This window comes from Kushneria konosiri, assembly GCF_002155145.1.
In the GTDB taxonomy this organism is placed as follows: domain Bacteria; phylum Pseudomonadota; class Gammaproteobacteria; order Pseudomonadales; family Halomonadaceae; genus Kushneria; species Kushneria konosiri.
On the sequence record NZ_CP021323.1, the window covers coordinates 1,393,162 to 1,410,627 of the forward strand.

A 17,466-nucleotide genomic window follows, 5' to 3' on the forward strand; every position below is an offset into this window, starting at 1 on the left:
AAAAAAGGAAGCGATGTGTCAGGTCTTCATGCAGCGGCCGATTAGCTGCCCATGAGTGGGTCCTTGATCCCCAGCGCATAGCAGGCCACCAGACCGATGATGCCGGTAAAAATCACGTAGTAGAGGGTGGGCCAGATCGTCTTGCGAAGCGTGATGCCTTCACGACCGATCAATCCGACCGTGGCCGAGGCCGCCACGATGTTGTGAATCGCGATCATGTTGCCCGCCGCAGCGCCCACGGCCTGAATGGAGACGATAAACGCGCCTGAAATACCCAGGGTTTCGGCGACACCGAACTGGAACTGGCTGAACATCATGTTGCTGACGGTATTGGAGCCGGCCAGAAAGGCACCCATGGCCCCGATGGTGGGAGCCAGCAATGGATAGATGCTGCCGACGCTATCGGCCATGTAGCGCGCCATTGCAATCGGCATGCTGGGAAGGTCGGCGGCATTGATGCCCGAGTTGATCAGAATACGAACCATGGGCACGGTAAACAGCAGCACAAAGCCGGCCTTGAGCAGCACCTGACCCGACTCGCTGATCGCCGCGCCGAGCGCGCGCAGACGCATGCGATGAAGCACCACGGTCAGAAGTGCCACGAACACCAGGATGCCACCGGGCAGAAACAGCGGCTCGACGCTGGCACTGATGCCCTCCTCGTTCAGGATATTGCTCATGCCAAAACTCAGCGACTTCAGCGCCGTGGTCACCTCGGGGAAGACGCGGCTGATGACCAGCAAGGCGCCGACCAATACATAGGGCAGCCAGGCCAGCCACTGGCTCATGGGGCGGGCGGTGAGATCATCGATCTTGACCTGTAGCGTACCGATCCACTCGGTTGGCCAATCCCTGCGATCGGCAAAGTCCCAGGTGGTTCTGGGCGTCAGAAAGCGCAGTCGGGCGGCGGTCACGACGATGACCAGGCCCACCAGACCGCCCAGCAGGGAGGGGAATTCCGGCCCGAGGAAAATACCGGTCACAAGGTAGGGGATGGTCAGCGCAAGCCCTGCAAACAGCGCAAAGGGCAGAATCTCGAAACCGGCCTTCCAGCTTTTCTTTTCGCCGAAAAAGCGCGTCAGCATCAATACCATGATCAGCGGCATGACGGTGCCGACAATGGCGTGGGTGATCGCGGTACCGTTGGTGATCTGCTGTAAAAAGAGCTCCCAGCTTGAGCCGCGCGCGATGAGTTGATCGGTCAGGGTCACGCTGTCCAGCCCGGTCGTAACGCCAATGACAATGGGGGTGCCCACGGCGCCAAAGGAGACCGGGGTGCTCTGTACCAGCATGCCCATCAGCACGGCCGCCATGGCAGGAAAGCCCATGGCGACCAGCAGCGGTGCGGCAATGGCGGCCGTGGTCCCAAAGCCGGAGGCGCCTTCGATGAAGCTGCCAAACAGCCAGGCAATGATGATGGCCTGTACGCGACGATCTGGGCTGATGGTGGTAAAGCCGGCATGAATCGCCCTGATCGCGCCCGAGTGCTGCAGCGTGTTAAGCAGCAGGATGGCGCCGAAAATGATCCAGAGCACGCCAATGGTGATGATCAGCCCCTGCAGCGTGGACGCGAGCACGCGCTCGAAGCTCATGCTCCAGCCAGACAGGGCAATCAGCACGCTGAGCAGATAGACCACCGGCATGGCGCGGCTGGCGGGCCAGCGCAGGCCGATCAGCAGTATGCCGGCAACGATAATGGGCGCAATGGCGAGCAGGGCAAGCAGACCGGGTGTCATGTTCATCCCTCCATGTGGTCAAGAGCAGGATGGGGCAGAAATATCACGGCAGGCTGGCGAGTCATGAGCATTGCTCCATTTCTTGTTGGGCTTGTCAGATAATTGGTATTACCAATTTAACCTGTGCTAATGCGCAGGCAGTGGAGAGTAAGGGGCTTTCAATTAGAGGGTCAATGAAACCCGGTTGCTACTTTGGTTCATGATGCTTGTCGTTTCATTGTGAAATAGTGCTTAATATAAAATTGGTAAGACCAATTGGAGAAAGGGTATGGAAGTCGGTCAGGTTCGCCATCGCAGGCTGGCGGATGGCATTGTCGAGCAGCTACAGTCGATGATTCTCGAGGGCACCCTCAAGCCGGGCGAACGATTGCCGGCAGAACGGGCGCTGGCCGAACAGTTCGGCGTTTCCAGGCCCTCATTGCGTGAGGCCATTCAGCGCCTGACGGCCAACGGGCTGCTCAGCAGCCGACAGGGTGGTGGCACTTACGTGACGCCTTCGCTGGGGGCAACCTTTAGTGACCCGTTGCTGCTGTTACTGGAAAATAGCCCCGACGCCCAGCGGGATCTCCTTGAGTTCCGGCATACGCTGGAAGGGGCCTGTGCGTTTTATGCCGCACAGCGCGCCACGGAACCGGATCGTGAGCGACTGCAGGCCGCCTTTGATCGGCTACAGCACTGCTATCAGAACGTGGGGCCGACCACGCAGGCTGAAGAGGGGGCAGCGGATGCGGGGTTTCATCTGGCGATTGCCGAGGCCAGCCATAACGGCGTGCTGTTGCATACGATTCGTGGGCTTTTTGATCTGCTCAAGCGTAACGTGGTGACCAATATCGGCGGGATGTATGCCCAGCGTGTCGAAACCCGCGAGATTCTCTCGAGCCAGCATCTTGAGCTGTTTGAGGCGGTCATGAGTCGACAGCCCGAGGCGGCACGCGAGGTCGCTCAGCGTCATATCCACTACGTGCAAGAGGTATTGGCAGAAGTTCATGCCGAGGCACAGCGCATGGCCCGCGCCCGTCGCCGAAGTTGACTCGGCGCCAGTTCCGTTTCTGACATGCCGCCCTGCGCTACATCATTAAAAAGGCGACCCCGGAGGTCGCCTTTTTTGATGCCACAGGAGCCTGACGGCTCAGGGCTTGAGCCGAGTCGGCATCAGCCGTGCCAGCCGCTGGCCTGGGCGACAATCAAAAGCACAATCGCAACCAGTACCCAGAGACCGAACAGCGGCAGGAAAAAGCGCACCCATTTTTGCCAGGGCACGCCCGCCAGCGCGAGCGTGGCCATGAAGTAGCCCGAGGTGGGATAGAGAATATTGCCGATGCCATCGCCGAGCTGATAGGCCAGCACGGCGGTCTGACGGGTCACACCCACCACATCGGCCAGCGGTGCCATGATCGGCATGGTCACCAGCGCCTGGCCGCTGCCCGAGGGCACCACGAAGTTGAAGCCGAGCTGGGCCAGATACATGCCCAGTGCCGACAGTGCCGTGGGCAGTCCGCCAACCAGATGCCCCAGCCCATGGACCATGGTGTCGAGTACCTGGCCATCTTCGAGTACCACGGCGACGGCGCGGGCGATGCCGGCAATCATGGCGCCCATCAGCACGTCCCGAAAGCCCTCGTTGAAGCCCTCGCAGATCTCGTCGATCTTCAGCCCGGCGACCAGACCGGCGGCAACGCCCATGACAATAAAGAGCCCGGCCATTTCCGACATGAACCAGCCGCGTCCGAGCACGCCGTATACCAGCACGCCGAACAGGGCGAGCGTGACCACAATGCAGAGCTTTTGACGCCCGGTAGCGGGGGCCGTGACCTCGTTGAGGGCGTGCTGGTAGCGCGCGCGTTTTTGCTGCTCATCGGCTTCGTCGTGGACCAGGCTGGCCTCGGGGTTGTCCCGCACCCCCCGGGCGTAGCGAATCACCCAGAAGATGGCCACGGCCAGCATGGCCACCAGCGCGATCAGGCGCAGACCAAACCCCGAGTAGAGCGGCAGGCTTGAAAGCTGCTGGGCCAGGCCGGTGTTGATCGGGTTGATCACGCCGGCAGCAAAGCCTGCCGTGGTGGCGCAAAGGGCAATGGCGGCGGCGGTGATGGAGTCAAAGCGCAGGGCGATCAGAAGCGGTAGAATCACCGGCACATAGACCAGCGACAGCTCCTGGGTACCGATGATGGTGGCCAGTACGCCAAACAGCACCATCAAAACCGGAATCACCCACAGGCTGCGACCGGCGAAATGACGGGTCAGGTGATCGACCCCCAGTTCGATGATGCCGGTGCGGCGCAGCACCGCAAACATGCCGCCGATCAAGAGCGTGAAAAACACCACTTCACCGGCACCAAGCAGCCCGCGTGGAATGGCCAGCAGCAGTTCGGTCGGTCCGGCAGGGCTGGGCGTGACCCAGTGAAAGGATGCGGCATCAATGGTGGTGCGGCCGTTGGGGCCGGGCACGGTATTGTAGGCGCCGGCCGGAATCAGCCAGGTGGCCAGGCCCGCCAGCAGAATAAAGATGAAAAGAATGGCGTAAATATGCGGAATCTGAAACGAACGTTTCTTTGGTGGGCGCGCCGATGGGTTCCGGGAAAGATCCTGTGACATGGTCATGACTCGTTGTTCTTGGTTGGGTGTCAGGGCGCCCCGAAGGGGACGCCCGCCCCCTGATAGTTTCACAACTTGTCATCCGACGAAAGTCGGCATCGGACGATGGACGATGATCCCGGCTATATCAGGAAATTAAGGCCGATCACCAGCAGCAGCGCGGCAAAGAGGCGCTTCAGGAGTGTGGGGGATAGCCGATGGGCCAACCGCACGCCGATCCGTGCTGACACCATGCTGGTCAGGGCAATGCCCACCATGCCCGGTAGATAGACATAGCCGATGCTCCAGGCGGGCAGATCATCATGGCCGTGACCAAACCACATGAAGGACAGCGCGCCGGCAACGGCGATCGGTAGACCGCAGGCCGCCGAGGTGCCGACCGCCTGCTGGGCCGGCAGGTTGCGCCACAAAAGAAACGGCACCGTCAGTGAGCCGCCACCAATGCCAAAGATGGCCGAGGCCCAGCCGATGATCGTGCCGCCACCAATCAGCCAGGGTTTGCCCGGCGGTCGATAGTCGGTGCCGCCGCCCTTGGGACGCAGGTTGAAGGCAATCTGGATCGCCATGGCGATGGCAAACACGCCGATCACCGTCTGCAGGTCATTGCCCGGAATCCAGGAGGCGGTCAGCGCGCCCAGCGCACAGCCGACCACGATCCCGATGCTCATCCAGCCCACCAGCGGCCAGCGCGTGGCGCCCATACGGTGATGACCATGAATCGAGTTGAGCGAGGTGAAGACGATGGTGGCCAGTGAGGTTCCCACGGCCAGATGGGTCATGACCGCGGGATCAACGCCCTGCAGGGTAAAGCTGTAGATCAGCACCGGCACGATGATCAGGCCGCCGCCTACGCCAAAAAGCCCCGCCAGAATGCCGGCCACGACGCCGAGTGCGAGATAAAGAAGAAAGATCATGCGAAGTCCACTGTCATCAGAAGAAGGGCGCCGGCGTGAGACCGGTCAGGCATACCGACAAGCATAGTGTCTCAGGTCGCGGCACTGTAGGGATCGTTGCCTGCCGCGACGACATGTTCGGGCTCGGGATCAGGCAACGACATTGGCGCGATGACGCCGGCACGTCCACAGTAAGGGTTAATCCACGTTTATTTTTTCCATTCGTGCGCCTGACGGATGGCCCCTGCACGGCCGCAGGTCTGCGCGGGTCATGCAGGGCATGTGGCGTTTCATATCAAGGAAGTGTTGATCCATGACCAAAAGACAGGTTGCCAATCCTGCTCGAGAAGCGGGATTTGCGCCACTGGGGGACTACGCCGCCATCGGCGAGGGGCGCTCGGTGGCATTGATTGCGCTGGATGGTGCCATCGACTGGTGGTGCGCGCCGAGCATGGATTCCCCGCCGCTGTTTGATCGTCTGCTCGAACCCGAACTGGGGGGATACTTTTCGCTCACCCCGCGCGGGGATTATCGCGTCGAGCGCCACTATCGCCACAACAGCAATGTGCTGGAGACGACCTTCATCACCCGGGATGGACAGGCACGGGTGACCGAGTCGATCAACAGCAATACCGCCGGGCGTCTGCCCTGGTGCGAGCTGGCCCGTCGTGTGGAGGGGCTTGAGGGCGAGGTCACGTTTGATATCTGCTTTCATGCCGGCACTCATACCGAAACGGTCAGCCCGTGGCTGCAGGAGACGACCATCGGTCGGGTGTACAACATTGGCCATTTGATGGCGATGCTGCGCTGCTCGGACGATGTCGAGATTGATGAATGCTGTGACCGGTATGCTCGCGCCACCCTTGTGAGCCGTGAAGGTCAGCGCTCGCTGGTGGCCCTGCTGGCCACCTCAGGACAGCCGCTGGCGGTGCCGTCCATCGAGAGTATCGATGAGCGGATTGATGTCAGCGACTTTGCCTGGCGTGACTGGATCGACAAGCTGAGCTTTCATGGCGACTACCCCGAATGGGTCCATCGCTCGGCGCTGGCGCTCAAGTTTTTGCTCTATTCGCCCAGCGGGGCGATTGCGGCGGCGGCGACCACCTCCCTGCCCGAGCGGCTGGGGGGCGACAAGAATTATGACTATCGCTACGCCTGGGTGCGCGATGCCTGCCTGGTGATCAAGGCGTTCGTGCATGCCGGCGCGATCGAGGAGTCCCAGGCCGCCTTTTCCTGGCTGACCCGAACCATCCGCCAACATGGCCCCGACATGCGCGTGTGCTACACGCTCACGGGGGAGCTGATTCCGGCCGAGAGCTATCCGGCGCTGACCGGCTACAAGGGGTCAAAACCGGTGCGGGTCGGCAACAATGCCCGCGATCAGATTCAGCTGGGCATGTATGGCGACCTGCTGACCACGGCGACGCTGTTCATCGATGCCGGCCACATCATCGACCTTGATACCGCCCGGTTGCTGGGGGATCTGGCCAATCAGTGCGCCGATCGCTGGCGCGTGCGGGATGCCGGCATCTGGGAGCTGCCCGGTGACTATCAGCACTACACGCACTCCAAGATGAGCTGCTGGCTGGCGCTGACACATGCCGTACAGCTGGCGGAGCAGGGCCATATCGAACCGACCTGGAAAAAGCGCTGGGAGCGGGAAAGACAGCGCATTGCCGAATGGGTGGAGACGCACTGCTGGTCCGAGGCACGTGGGGCCTACGTCCTCCATGAGGGTGTAGAGGGGCTGGACGCCGCCCTGTGTCTGACCCATCGCTTTGGTGCCGAGGTCAATCGAGCGCGAATGCTCTCGACCTATCGCGCCATTCGACAGGAGCTGGGACGTGGCGCGCTGATCTATCGCTACTCCGGCGTTCACGAAGAAGAGGGCGCCTTTGTCGCCTGCTCCTTCTGGATGGTCGAGGCGCTGGCGGCACTGGGCGAGCAGGAAGAGGCTCGTGCACTGATGGATGAGGCGCTTGAGGCCACCAATGGCAATCTGGGGCTTCTGACCGAAATGGTCGATCCCTCGACCGGCGAGCATCTGGGCAACGTGCCCCAGGGCCTCAGTCATCTGGCCCAGATCTGTGCCGCCAATGCCCTGTCAGGCCGTGTGATCGATAATGCGCCCTCAACAACATGATTCGAGGTAATGTTGGTCGTGACCAAACCATGATGTGATGGCGTTTCATGCCATGCGATGACGGATTCAGGGAGGGCAAGGCATGCTCGAAAAGGGCTTTTTATGTGCGACCTGTGGTGTGCAGTATGACGCCCTGGAACATCCCCCAAGGCGATGTCCGATCTGTGAGGACGAGCGTCAGTATGTGCCGGCGGGTGGGCAGCGCTGGGTGACGCCCGAGACGCTTCTGGCGCAGCATGCCAATACGTTCGAGCAGCTCGCGCCCGGGCTCTTGAGCCTTCGCAGCACCCCGAAGTTCGGCATTGGTCAGCGGGCGCTTTTATTGCAGACACCTCATGGCAATGTGCTGTGGGACTGTCTCAGCCTGCTGGATGACGCCACGGCTCAGTTGATTCAGGGGCTTGGAGGGCTGGCGGCCATCGCGATTTCCCATCCGCACTACTACAGCACCATGGCCCGCTGGGCCGAGGTATTTGACTGCCCGCTGTATCTGCATGGTGATGACCGTGAATGGGTCATGCGGCCTTCCGATCGGCTGTCGTTCTGGTCCGGTGACCGGCTCGACGTGCTGCCGGGGGTGCATGTTTACCGCCTGGGGGGGCATTTTCCGGGCGCCAGCGTGCTGCACTACCCGGCGCAGCAACTGCTGCTGGGCGGTGACACGCTGCTGGTGACACCGGATGGGAAAGCCTCGTTCATGTGGTCCTATCCCAACAACATCCCGCTGCCGGCAGCCACCGTCAAGGCGATGGGCGAGACGCTGGCCACGCTCGAGTTTGACGCGCTTTTCTGTGCCTTCCAGGGCAGCGAGATTCGCAGCAACGCCGGGCAGGTGGTGCAGTCTTCGGTCAAGCGCTACTGCCTGGCGCTCGAGCAGATTCCCGGGTAGCCACAGGCCCTGCAGACGGCCGCACTCCGCCATTCAACGAATGGCGGAGCGCTTTTTTTACCCTGAACGTGATTATTTCTGCGGTTGCACGCGAATCAGTGCGCCATCGCGTTTATCGGTCAGCACCCACAGGGCGCCATCCGGGCCCTGATCGACATCGCGCACCCGCCCGAGCCCTTCCAGATAGCGGGCCTCGCCGGTCACGCGGTTGTCGTCCAGCGTGAGCCGAACAATCCCGCCGGGCTTGAGCGAGGCGATCACCAGACTGTTTTGCCAGCCGTCAAACTGATCGCCGGTATAAAAGGTCATGTCGCCCGGGGCAATGACCGGGTCCCAGTAATAGATCGGCTGTTCCATGCCCGCCTTTTGGGTGATGCCTTCCCCGATGGCCGCACCGGAATAGTCTTCCCCGTAGGTGATTACCGGCCAGCCGTAGTTGAGGCCGGGCTCGGGGCGGTTAAGCTCGTCGCCGCCTTTCGGCCCGTGTTCGATGGTCCAGAGCGTGCCGGTCTCCGGATGTCGGGCCGCGCCCTGAATATTGCGATGCCCCAGTGACCAGATCTCGCCCTGCGCTCCATCGCGACCCACAAAGGGGTTGTCATCGGGTATCGAGCCATCGGCGTTGACCCTGACCACCTTGCCGATCGTGTTATCCAGCGTCTGGGCCCGCTGGCGCGGCTCGACCAGTGAGCGCTCGCCGAGCGTGATCCAGAGCGTGCCATCGGTATCCCAGACAAGCCTTGAGCCAAAGTGTTTGGTGGAGTCCCAGGCCGGCTGCTGCTGGAAAACGGTCTCCACGTCGGTCAGGCGTGTGCTGTCCTCGGAAAGCCTGCCGCGCGCCACGGCGGTGGCATTGTCGCCGTTGCCGCGAGGCTCTGCGTAACTGAGATAGACAAGGCGGCTGTCGGCAAAGTCCGGCGCCAGACTGACATCGAGCAGGCCGCCCTGGCCTCTTGCATCCACCTCAGGCAGGCCCTCGATCGGTGCCGATACCTCGCCGTCCGGCGTGATACGTCGTAGCCGACCCGGGCGCTCGGTCACCAGCAGATCGCCGCCGGGCAGAAAGGCGAGTCCCCAGGGGAGTTCAAGCCCGTCGGCCACGGTGGTTGTCTCGAGCCTGGTCGTGTCTTCGATCTGCGGGGCGCGGGTCTGCTGCTCGAAGGCCGGTGTCTGTGAGGGGGCGTTGGGTGGGCCGGTGGGGACCGGTTCGGCCACGACCGGCGAGGCGAGCATCAGGGCAGCAGCAGAGGACAGAAACGACGCGACACGCATGGGCACTCTCCCAAAGGGCTGATATCGATATTGTTGGGTCGATTTCAGCCTCGCATGCTCGTCGTATGGATGCCCGGCGCCTTCAGTTCCGGCTCAAGCCGAAGGGCCGGACATCGCACCGGCAGGGCTACAGCAGGCCGTCGGCAATCGCTCGCGCCATGGTCGGTGCCAGCGGCAGACGGGGCAACAGCGTGGCCTGGTAGGCATGGTAGAGATCCGACTTGCCGGACCAGACAGTGCTCGAGGGATGATTGTTGCGATCCACTTCCTGATGCCAGCTGCCCTGCTCGCGATCAATCATGAAACGATCGATATAGTCCCAGAAGCAGCGATACCAGCGCTCGTAGCCGACGTCTCCGGTGCGCTTGAGCAGCATGGCCGCGGTGGCGGCTGCCTCGGCCACGACCCAATGCATGCGCTCGTGGACCACCGGCTGGTTATCCCAGTCGTGGGTGTAGACCAGCCCCGGTGCGCCATCGACATGCCAGGCAAGCGCGGTGGCGCTTTGAAACAGGCCGCGGGCGTCTTCGATCAGCCAGCCCGGTGTGGTCTCGCCGTGGCGCAAAAGGCTGCCCTCAAGGTGCAGCAAAAGCCGTGCCCATTCAAAGGCGTGCCCGGGTGTGGCACCGTAAGGGCGAAACGGGTCGCCGGGCTTGTCCTGGTTGTAGTCGCGCCACTCCTGCCAGTGGCTGTCGAAATGCTCGATCACGCGATAGTCGTTGGGCCGGGCATGGGCGTGAATGATCTTCTCGACAATCGACAGGGCGCGCTGGCGCCACTTGCCCTCGTCGAGCACGTCGGCGAGCTGCAAAAAGGCTTCGGTGGCGTGCATGTTGCTGTTGCCGCCGCGGTAGGCTTCATCCTCGGACCAGTCACGTGAGAACCCTTCACGCAGCCGGCCCTCGCCTTCATCCCAGAAGCGCGTCTCAAGCACTTCGAGGATGTCATCCAGCAGCGGGCCGGCGTCTTCGTGTCCGGACTGCCAGGCGCTGGCTGCGGCCAGCGCCACAAAGGCGTGGATATAGGCCTGCTTGGTCTGCGTCTCGCCGTCACGCGGGCGCTCGCCATACCAGCCGCCATGCTCGTGATCGTGCAGGTCACCGCGCAGGGCAGCCACGCCGTGGGCCACCAGTGGCGCGGCACCGGGCTCGCCGCGCATGGCTGCCAGCGCGAAGCAGTGCGTCATGCGGGCGGTGATCATGGTGTCGGGGTGGGCATCGTCCGGCAGGCGACCGCGCTCGTCCAGTGCCGCAAAACCGCACTCTGGGTGGCGCGAGGCGCGATAGAAGGCCAGAAGGCGCTGACCTTCCATCTCAAGCCAGTGATGGTGCGCCGAGCGCTCGAGCCAGCTGTCACGAGACGATAAGGGGTTCGGTGTCATGCCGGGCATATGAGTCAGGGCCTCCTTCGCCCAGGGGAGTGAGATATCCGTCATCATTGATGATGGCAGAGCACGTCAATGTTCATGCCGCCCTGGCCGACCCGCGTGAACCGGTGAACATCTCCCGGTCTGCCGGCCAGGCGCCAGGCCTCAGCCGTTGACCACAACGCCACCGTTGGGGTGCAGCGTCTGACCGCTCATGAAGGCCGCGTCCAGCGACGCCAGAAAAACATAGCACGGTCCCAGCTCCCATGGCTGCGCGGCACGTCCCATTGGCGTCTCGGCGCCAAAGTCTTCGAGCATTTCCGGGTCGTGGGCACCCAGCGTCGCTGGCTGCAGCGGCGTCCAGACCGGCCCTGGAGCCACCGCATTGACCCGGATGCCGCGTCCCACCACCTGATTGGAGAGCGAGCGGGTAAAGCTGATGATCGCGCCCTTGGTGGCACTATAGTCCACCAGAAAGTCGGGGCCGATATAGGCATTCACTGAGGCGGTATTGATAATCGCATCGTCTTCGCCCAGATACGGCAATGCGGCTTTGGTCAGGTAGAACATGCCGTGCATGTTGGTCGCGAAGGTCTGCTCCCACTGCTTGTCGCTCAGCTCGGTCAGATCGGTGCTGACCTGCTGAGTTCCGGCGTTGTTGACCAGAATGTTGAGCCCTCCGAAATGGTCGATCACCTTTTGCACTGATGCTCGACAAAAGGCGGCATTGCGGATATCGCCCGCGATCAGTAGGCAGCGCTGACCTTCGGCTTCCACCAGGCGCTGCGTTTCCAGGGCATCGTCCTCTTCACTGAGGTACATCACTGCGACGTCGGCGCCTTCACGCGCGAAATGGATCGCCGTCGAGCGGCCAATGCCACTGTCGGCGCCGGTAATCAGAGCGATTTTGCCCTCAAGCTTTGCACTGCCGCGATACCCCGGGCGGATGAATTCTGCAGGCGGCTGCATCAGACCTTCCTTGCCGGGCAGTTCCTGCTGCTGAGCATGGATCTCGGTTTTACTGACCATGGGGACATTCCTTGCGTGCGGGTTGGATAAAAAAGCGTAGAGCCGGGGCTTCAACGGTGTTCACGACACAATGATTCAGGCCTGTTTGCCGATCGGAATCAGATGGGTGTCGTGTTCAAGAGAGGTCTTCCCACCAGGGAAGACCTGCCTGCAGATCTGCAGGGCCGAAATGACAGGCATGCCATCCGGTCGATCGGGCCTGCGTTCGATGGTGCCAGGCCATCGGCCCGTTGATCCTGTCGGTCAAACGGGCCGAAGGCGCATCACGGCTGGCGGCTGACGCGCTCGGGCAGTGCCCAGGCGATGGTGTAGTCGCCATATTGCGTGCCCATGGGCTGATGGCCGCCAGCGGTCACCACCACGTACTCGCGACCGTCCTTCCCTCGATAGACGCTGGGTGTGGACTGGGCCCCGGCCGGAAGCTCGACCGACCAGAGCTCTTCGCCACTTTGCTGATCGAAGGCGCGCAGCACCTGATCGGCCGTCCCGGTAATGAAGACCACCCCGCCCTTCGTGTTGACGCCGCTGCCCAGCGAGAAGATACCGGTTGGCAGGGGCAGGTCATGCTTGAAGCCGAAGGGGGCCGTCTTGCGAGTATCGCCCAACGGGACGGTCCATTCGATCCGGTGTTTGGCCAGATTGACGCGTGACAGCGTCGCCCAGGGCGGTGCGTTGCAGGGCGCCTTGATCGGGCTCAGGAAGGGATGAAGATCAATGGCGTAGGGCAGCCCGTATTGAGGCTTGAGCGATCCTTCCCCCTGAAACAGCGGTGGCGTGCCCTTGCCATCCCACGCCTTGCCAAGGCGCTTGTCGGCGTCAGCGCGGGGGATCAGCGTCCCGACAAAAGGCAGATAGTTGGAGACCAGACTCATGTGGCCATCCGGTGTGAGCGCCGCGCCATACCAGTCGGTAACCCCGTCAAAGGTGGGGTACATCAGTGAGCCCTGCTCGGTCGGGGGCGTGGCATCGCCGCCATAATAGAGCTCGTTGAACCGAATGCGGCACCACATCTGATCAAAGGGCGTTGCCCCCCACATGTCGGTTTCCTTCAGCTTCGGCGGCGTGGTGGCAGGCATGCTGGTCGCGTAGGGCTGGGTCGGCGACTGCCAGTCCTTGAGGGAGCTGCTTTCAGGGCCGGTATCGACCGGCTTTTCCTCAACAGTGATCAGCGGCTCGCCGGTTTGACGGTCAAGCACAAAGAGCTGACCGCGCTTGTTGGTCATCACCAGCGCCGGTCGTGTGCCGGTCTCGCCACCGGCATTTTTGTCGGGCCACTCGATCAGTGAGGGTGCGATCGGCAGATCGTAGTCCCACACATCGGTATGGGCCTGCTGGAAATGCCAGTGCTCGTGCCCATCACCGATGTCCAGGGCGACCACGGCGCCGGAATACTTCTCATCAAACGGACGGCGGTTCTTACCCCAGTAGTCGGGCGTGGCATTGCCGGTAGGGGCATAAACGATGCCCAGCTTCGGATCCCCGGTCATGATCCCCCAGCTGTTGGGGGTATGAGAGGTAAAGAACTCACCCTCGGCCAGCGGGGCGGTCGGGTTATCGCGACCCAGGTCCCAGTGCCAGCGTTCCTAGCCGGTCACGGCGTCCCAGCCGCGAATAACGCCGGAGGCTTCGCCCACGAACCAGTTGTCCAGCACGTTGCCGCCGGTGACCACAACGCCATCCATTACCAGCGGGGGCGAGGTCTGTACCAGCCCGCCCGGCGGCACAATGCCCATGTTCTGGCGCAGATCGATGAAGCCGTCATCGCCGAAGTCTTCGCAGCGCTGACCGGTTCTGGCGTCTACAGCCGTGATGAAGGGGCCCATGGTGGGGGCAATGATGCGGGTCCGGCAGGCCTGGCTGCCGTCGGGAGCGCGATAGTCCTCGGGCGCTTCAAAATAGGACACGCCGCGGCAGTTGACGAAGTTGTTGTACTTCGCACCCACGTCACCGGGTTTGGTGACCCACTTTTCCTCGCCGCTGTCGGCATCCAGCGCCACGATCCAGGCATTGGGCGTACAGGTATAAACGGTGTCATCGATCTTGAGCGGTGTGGACTCGGCGGCAAAATGAGGCGCGCCGCTGCTGGCATACTTCAGATCACCACTTTGATAACGCCAGGCTTCCTTGAGCTGGCCGACATTGTCCGGGGTGATCTGATCCAGCGGTGAATAGCGGCTACCCCCCAGCGTACGACCATAATGTCGCCAGTCACCGGGTGCGACGCCCTCGGCGCCGGGCAGGGCGAAATCGGCGTTTTCAAAGGTGGGTTCATCGCCTGTCTGGCCCTGTGCATCGATGCCATGGGCCGTGACCGGCATGCTACCGCCAACGGTCGGGATGGTCAGCACCACGCCAACGCCGATGATCACCAGGACGAGACTGGCGATGCCCGGAACAAGGGCAAGCAGGGTGCTGATTCGATCACGCCCCAGCCGCCGCCACACCCAGGGCAGCATGACAGGGACTGCGATCAGTATGGCCATGTCCAGCCGCGGGATCAGGGTAAATACCGTATAGATGTTCTAGGCCACTTCGGTTGCCGCCCAGATCAGCGTGGCAGCGAAAATGGCGGCCAGAAGCCATAGACCCGACCGGCGACCGGTCATGACCAAAAGGCCGGCCGGTAAATAGGCAAGACCTGCCAGCAGATAAAACCAGCTGCCCCCCACAGCGGCCAGCCAGCCGCCCTGCAGTGCCAGCAGTAAACCAATCAGCGTGATCAGTCCACCGACCACCATTGATGGCCATTTCCCGTTGCTCTTTCCCGCCATGCTCCCCTCCCTGAAGCCTGTTGTTACTATTGGATGCCAAAGCCAACTTAAAATTGACTGAACGAAACTATGGTCGCTGAGTCAGATTTTTCCAGTCGGATAGCGTCACCGCGAAAATGTTGATCGCATTTCAGCGATCAAGCAGATATCGCTCATAAAGAGGGGGTTGCGTATGTTGTGATCCATGCAGCGGGCGTATCATGGCAACGGATTTACTCTCAACCCAACGGGCAGCGTCGACACCATGTCTCCTGAACTCTTCTGGGCCTTTCTGGCCGCCTCGATACTGATCAGCATCACGCCCGGGGCGGGCGCCATCAACACCATGTCCAACGGCATGCGCTATGGGCTCAGGCGAACCCTGCCGGCGATTCTGGGGCTGCAGGTGGGGCTGGGTATCCAGATTCTGGTCGTGGGGGCCGGGCTGGGGGCGCTGCTGGCCTCCTCGGAGCTGGCCTTCATGCTGATCAAGTGGGTCGGGGTGGCGTATCTGATCTATCTGGGCATCAGCAAATGGCGGGAGAAGGCGATCGATATCGAAGCCTCATCCAGCGACGCCCCGCGCGAGGCAGCCCTCACGCGCTTCTGGAAGAGCGTGCTGGTCAATGTCACCAATCCCAAGGCCACGATCTTCATGATCGCGCTGCTGCCCCAGTTTCTGGATCCGGCGCTGTCGCGCGTCACGCAGTTTACCGTCATGGGGGTGACCATGATCGGCATCGATATCCTGGTGATGTGCGGCTTTGCCGGTCTGGCTACCCTGGTGGCCCGCTGGCTGCGCTCACCGCGCCAGCAGCGGCTGCTCAATCGCCTGTTTGGCGGACTTTTCGTATTCGTGGCCGGGCTTTTGGCGACCTGGCGGGCCTGACTCATGACTCCGCCATGAATCAAAACGCCCTGCCGGATGGCAGGGCGTTTTATGTTTTATTTAGACAGCCGGTTGAAGCATGTGGGTGCGATACGCTATGCGTCGCAGCGTATGAGGCATGGTAAACAGCGCCCTCCCACGTATATCGACCAGTATCCGATATAGCATCAGGCAGGCGGCGGCCACCAGCATTGTGGCCAAGATCGGTTCTAGCACCATGAGCGGTGTATTGATGATAGGTGGCATGAATGGTGCGGCGGCCTTGATCAGAATCTGATGCATGACATAGATCGGCAGCGTCTGCTGACCGACAGAACAGAGCCATTGAAGCCTGAAGTAATTACATGTCAGGGCAAATAGATCGATCACTGTCGATACCATGACAAGTGCCAGCAGCATTTGAACGCCTGGCGCATAAAGCAGATCAAAATGGCTTGCAGCGCCGAGGCCTGCCATGGAGATGGAGGCAGTAAGTACAAATCGCTTAACGGAAAATGTCATGTAATGCGTATTAATAAACTCTCGAGCATGCACGCCAATAACAAAAAACAGAAAGTAGGCCATCAGACTTTGCAGTCCCCACTGATCTGTCGGAACAATAAAGGGCATGGCAATATTGGAAGCTACACCAGCCACAATACCCAGTACTGGTGAGCGTAGCGCCTTGACCAGTACAAAATAGATCACCAGTGCATATAGATACCAGAGAGACGTATCTGCCGTCAGCAGCTGATAAACACGTGTCATCAACGTCGCATTGGCTTCAGCAGTGCTGTCATACCAGGGGTTTGCAGGAAGTAGCTGATCGACTACCAGCCAGTAAAGACTGGCCCACAGAACATATACCCACAAAAGCGATGCGATCTTTTTGGTTCTGATTCGTGCCCAGCTGCGTTTATTGATGCTGGTAGCTGCCAGATAACCTGAAATCAGGAAAAAAAGAGGCATGCGCAGCGGCTTGAGCGCCGAGATAACAACATTCCACATAAGGGCAATGGTGTGCCCCTCATACATGCCCTGATAAACAAACTGGTTGAAGTGATACAGCACTACCGCAAGGATACAGGCTCCCTTGGCAGCATCTATCCAGTTGATGCGCAAATTCGAGGATGTCATGAACGCCTCATGCTGCAGCTTTTTTTAAACTGCCATGGCTGTTTTAAAGAGGCGATTCTACCATGTCATTTTATATTTTTTTGTTTTTTATCGTTTTATTTTTTATTCGTGAAATTAAATAAACTAATAAAATTTCTAGGATAAAAGTTCAATTATTAAATTTTAATAGTGAGCGCGTGACCAGTTTTTTAATGACTCCCGATTTGTAATGTTTAATACCATGGAAAGTTACTTTAAAAAATGAAAGGTGATTTTTCAAAGCCATTAATACTACTGGCTGCGTTTATCAGGCCAGGGCATGTCGGCGGCCACGCGCTGAGTGTGCGTGATGACAGGAGGCTTTAGAGGCTGCATCAGCTGGCCCCACCATCGATCATGCTCGGGCGTTTTGAAGTTCTTGAGCCCACCGGTGGGCGTGAAGGTGATTTCCCCGAAATAAATGCGCCCACCGGTGAGGTATAGATCCACCCGGGCAAAGTCGAACCCCTCGGACAGCTTCGTGGCCACCTCGATGGCCTCATTGAGCTGCCCCGGTTTCGGGATTCGCCGCCCGGTGGTAAACCTGTCCTTGACCACCTCGACCAGATTCCAGTCCACGTCGTAGTAATCGACGGCAAAATCGGTAAACCGATCCTGTACCACCTCGATGTAGATGTCGGGCGTAGACCGATCCGGTCGCCTGAAACAGTAAAACTTGAAGTCCATGGGAGGACGTCCCAGGTCATCAAGCAACAGCTTCTCGAACAGCAGCCGGGGGGGAATCTCACGATAGTGGGACTCGCGGCTGG

Annotated in this window: 12 protein-coding genes and 2 pseudogenes; 4 read left to right on the top strand and 10 right to left on the bottom strand. The window is 60.7% G+C overall.

Annotated features, from left to right (window positions below; genetic code table 11):
• Positions 1-41: 41 nt before the first annotated feature.
• A complete protein-coding gene (locus B9G99_RS06530) occupies positions 42-1,736 on the bottom strand; it encodes an L-lactate permease (protein ID WP_086621330.1) in 1,695 nt (564 codons plus the stop codon).
• Between the two features lie 268 nt (positions 1,737-2,004).
• On the opposite strand from B9G99_RS06530, the gene B9G99_RS06535 reads away from it, so the two are divergent.
• Entirely contained in the window at positions 2,005-2,766 is a 762-nt protein-coding gene (locus tag B9G99_RS06535) for a GntR family transcriptional regulator (protein ID WP_086621331.1), read from the top strand.
• A 122-nt stretch (positions 2,767-2,888) separates the two neighbouring features.
• Here the strand turns inward: B9G99_RS06535 and B9G99_RS06540 are convergent, their stop codons facing one another.
• Together B9G99_RS06540 and B9G99_RS06545 are read right to left on the bottom strand one after the other, a co-directional pair.
• A complete protein-coding gene (locus B9G99_RS06540) occupies positions 2,889-4,331 on the bottom strand; it encodes a YfcC family protein (protein ID WP_086623333.1) in 1,443 nt (480 codons plus the stop codon).
• Between the two features lie 122 nt (positions 4,332-4,453).
• Positions 4,454-5,245 (bottom strand): sulfite exporter TauE/SafE family protein, encoded by a 792-nt coding sequence (locus B9G99_RS06545; RefSeq protein ID WP_086621332.1) that lies wholly within the window; start codon positions 5,243-5,245, stop codon positions 4,454-4,456.
• A 292-nt stretch (positions 5,246-5,537) separates the two neighbouring features.
• Here B9G99_RS06545 and B9G99_RS06550 point away from each other — a divergent pair, with 292 nt between their 5' ends.
• Together B9G99_RS06550 and B9G99_RS06555 are read left to right on the top strand one after the other, a co-directional pair.
• Positions 5,538-7,367, top strand: a complete 1,830-nt coding sequence (locus B9G99_RS06550) for a glycoside hydrolase family 15 protein (protein WP_086621333.1) — start codon at positions 5,538-5,540, stop codon at positions 7,365-7,367.
• 82 nt (positions 7,368-7,449) lie between these two features.
• Positions 7,450-8,256 carry an MBL fold metallo-hydrolase gene (locus tag B9G99_RS06555; RefSeq protein WP_086621334.1) on the top strand — a complete coding sequence of 269 codons (807 nt, stop codon included), beginning with the start codon at positions 7,450-7,452 and terminating at the stop codon, positions 8,254-8,256.
• Positions 8,257-8,328: 72 nt separating this feature from the next.
• Here the strand turns inward: B9G99_RS06555 and B9G99_RS06560 are convergent, their stop codons facing one another.
• The 5 genes and pseudogenes from B9G99_RS06560 to B9G99_RS06585 all read right to left on the bottom strand — a co-directional run bounded on the left by B9G99_RS06560 (position 8,329) and on the right by B9G99_RS06585 (position 14,694).
• Positions 8,329-9,528 carry a PQQ-dependent sugar dehydrogenase gene (locus B9G99_RS06560; RefSeq protein WP_086621335.1) on the bottom strand — a complete coding sequence of 400 codons (1,200 nt, stop codon included), beginning with the start codon at positions 9,526-9,528 and terminating at the stop codon, positions 8,329-8,331.
• Between the two features lie 127 nt (positions 9,529-9,655).
• Positions 9,656-10,909 carry a D-mannose isomerase gene (locus B9G99_RS06565; RefSeq protein WP_086623334.1) on the bottom strand — a complete coding sequence of 418 codons (1,254 nt, stop codon included), beginning with the start codon at positions 10,907-10,909 and terminating at the stop codon, positions 9,656-9,658.
• A 150-nt stretch (positions 10,910-11,059) separates the two neighbouring features.
• Positions 11,060-11,923, bottom strand: coding sequence for an SDR family oxidoreductase (locus B9G99_RS06570; protein WP_086621336.1), 864 nt, complete (start codon positions 11,921-11,923; stop codon positions 11,060-11,062).
• Between the two features lie 263 nt (positions 11,924-12,186).
• Positions 12,187-14,406: pseudogene (locus B9G99_RS17335) on the bottom strand (outer membrane protein assembly factor BamB family protein).
• Positions 14,407-14,445: 39 nt separating this feature from the next.
• On the bottom strand, positions 14,446-14,694 hold the full coding sequence (locus B9G99_RS06585) for a hypothetical protein (protein WP_148663918.1): 249 nt from the start codon (positions 14,692-14,694) through the stop codon (positions 14,446-14,448).
• A 244-nt stretch (positions 14,695-14,938) separates the two neighbouring features.
• Here B9G99_RS06585 and rhtB point away from each other — a divergent pair, with 244 nt between their 5' ends.
• Positions 14,939-15,562: a homoserine/homoserine lactone efflux protein gene (rhtB, locus tag B9G99_RS06590; protein WP_086623335.1), complete on the top strand. Its 624-nt coding sequence runs from the start codon at positions 14,939-14,941 to the stop codon at positions 15,560-15,562.
• Between the two features lie 60 nt (positions 15,563-15,622).
• Here the strand turns inward: rhtB and B9G99_RS06595 are convergent, their stop codons facing one another.
• Both B9G99_RS06595 and B9G99_RS17295 read right to left on the bottom strand, forming a co-directional pair.
• Positions 15,623-16,663 (bottom strand): acyltransferase family protein, encoded by a 1,041-nt coding sequence (locus tag B9G99_RS06595; RefSeq protein WP_158521451.1) that lies wholly within the window; start codon positions 16,661-16,663, stop codon positions 15,623-15,625.
• 285 nt (positions 16,664-16,948) lie between these two features.
• A pseudogene (locus B9G99_RS17295) lies at positions 16,949-17,452 on the bottom strand (ATP-grasp fold amidoligase family protein); the annotation flags it as partial.
• Positions 17,453-17,466: the final 14 nt, after the last annotated feature.

Coding starts and splice junctions, on each gene's coding strand:
- B9G99_RS06570 (WP_086621336.1), bottom strand. CDS start 11,923: ATGGTCAGTAAAACCGAGATCCATGCTCAGCAGCAGGAACTGCCCGGC.
- B9G99_RS06550 (WP_086621333.1), top strand. CDS start 5,538: ATGACCAAAAGACAGGTTGCCAATCCTGCTCGAGAAGCGGGATTTGCG.
- B9G99_RS06555 (WP_086621334.1), top strand. CDS start 7,450: ATGCTCGAAAAGGGCTTTTTATGTGCGACCTGTGGTGTGCAGTATGAC.
- B9G99_RS06530 (WP_086621330.1), bottom strand. CDS start 1,736: ATGACACCCGGTCTGCTTGCCCTGCTCGCCATTGCGCCCATTATCGTT.
- B9G99_RS06540 (WP_086623333.1), bottom strand. CDS start 4,331: ATGTCACAGGATCTTTCCCGGAACCCATCGGCGCGCCCACCAAAGAAA.
- B9G99_RS06560 (WP_086621335.1), bottom strand. CDS start 9,528: ATGCGTGTCGCGTCGTTTCTGTCCTCTGCTGCTGCCCTGATGCTCGCC.
- B9G99_RS06585 (WP_148663918.1), bottom strand. CDS start 14,694: ATGGCGGGAAAGAGCAACGGGAAATGGCCATCAATGGTGGTCGGTGGA.
- B9G99_RS06565 (WP_086623334.1), bottom strand. CDS start 10,909: ATGACACCGAACCCCTTATCGTCTCGTGACAGCTGGCTCGAGCGCTCG.
- B9G99_RS06545 (WP_086621332.1), bottom strand. CDS start 5,245: ATGATCTTTCTTCTTTATCTCGCACTCGGCGTCGTGGCCGGCATTCTG.
- rhtB (WP_086623335.1), top strand. CDS start 14,939: ATGTCTCCTGAACTCTTCTGGGCCTTTCTGGCCGCCTCGATACTGATC.
- B9G99_RS06535 (WP_086621331.1), top strand. CDS start 2,005: ATGGAAGTCGGTCAGGTTCGCCATCGCAGGCTGGCGGATGGCATTGTC.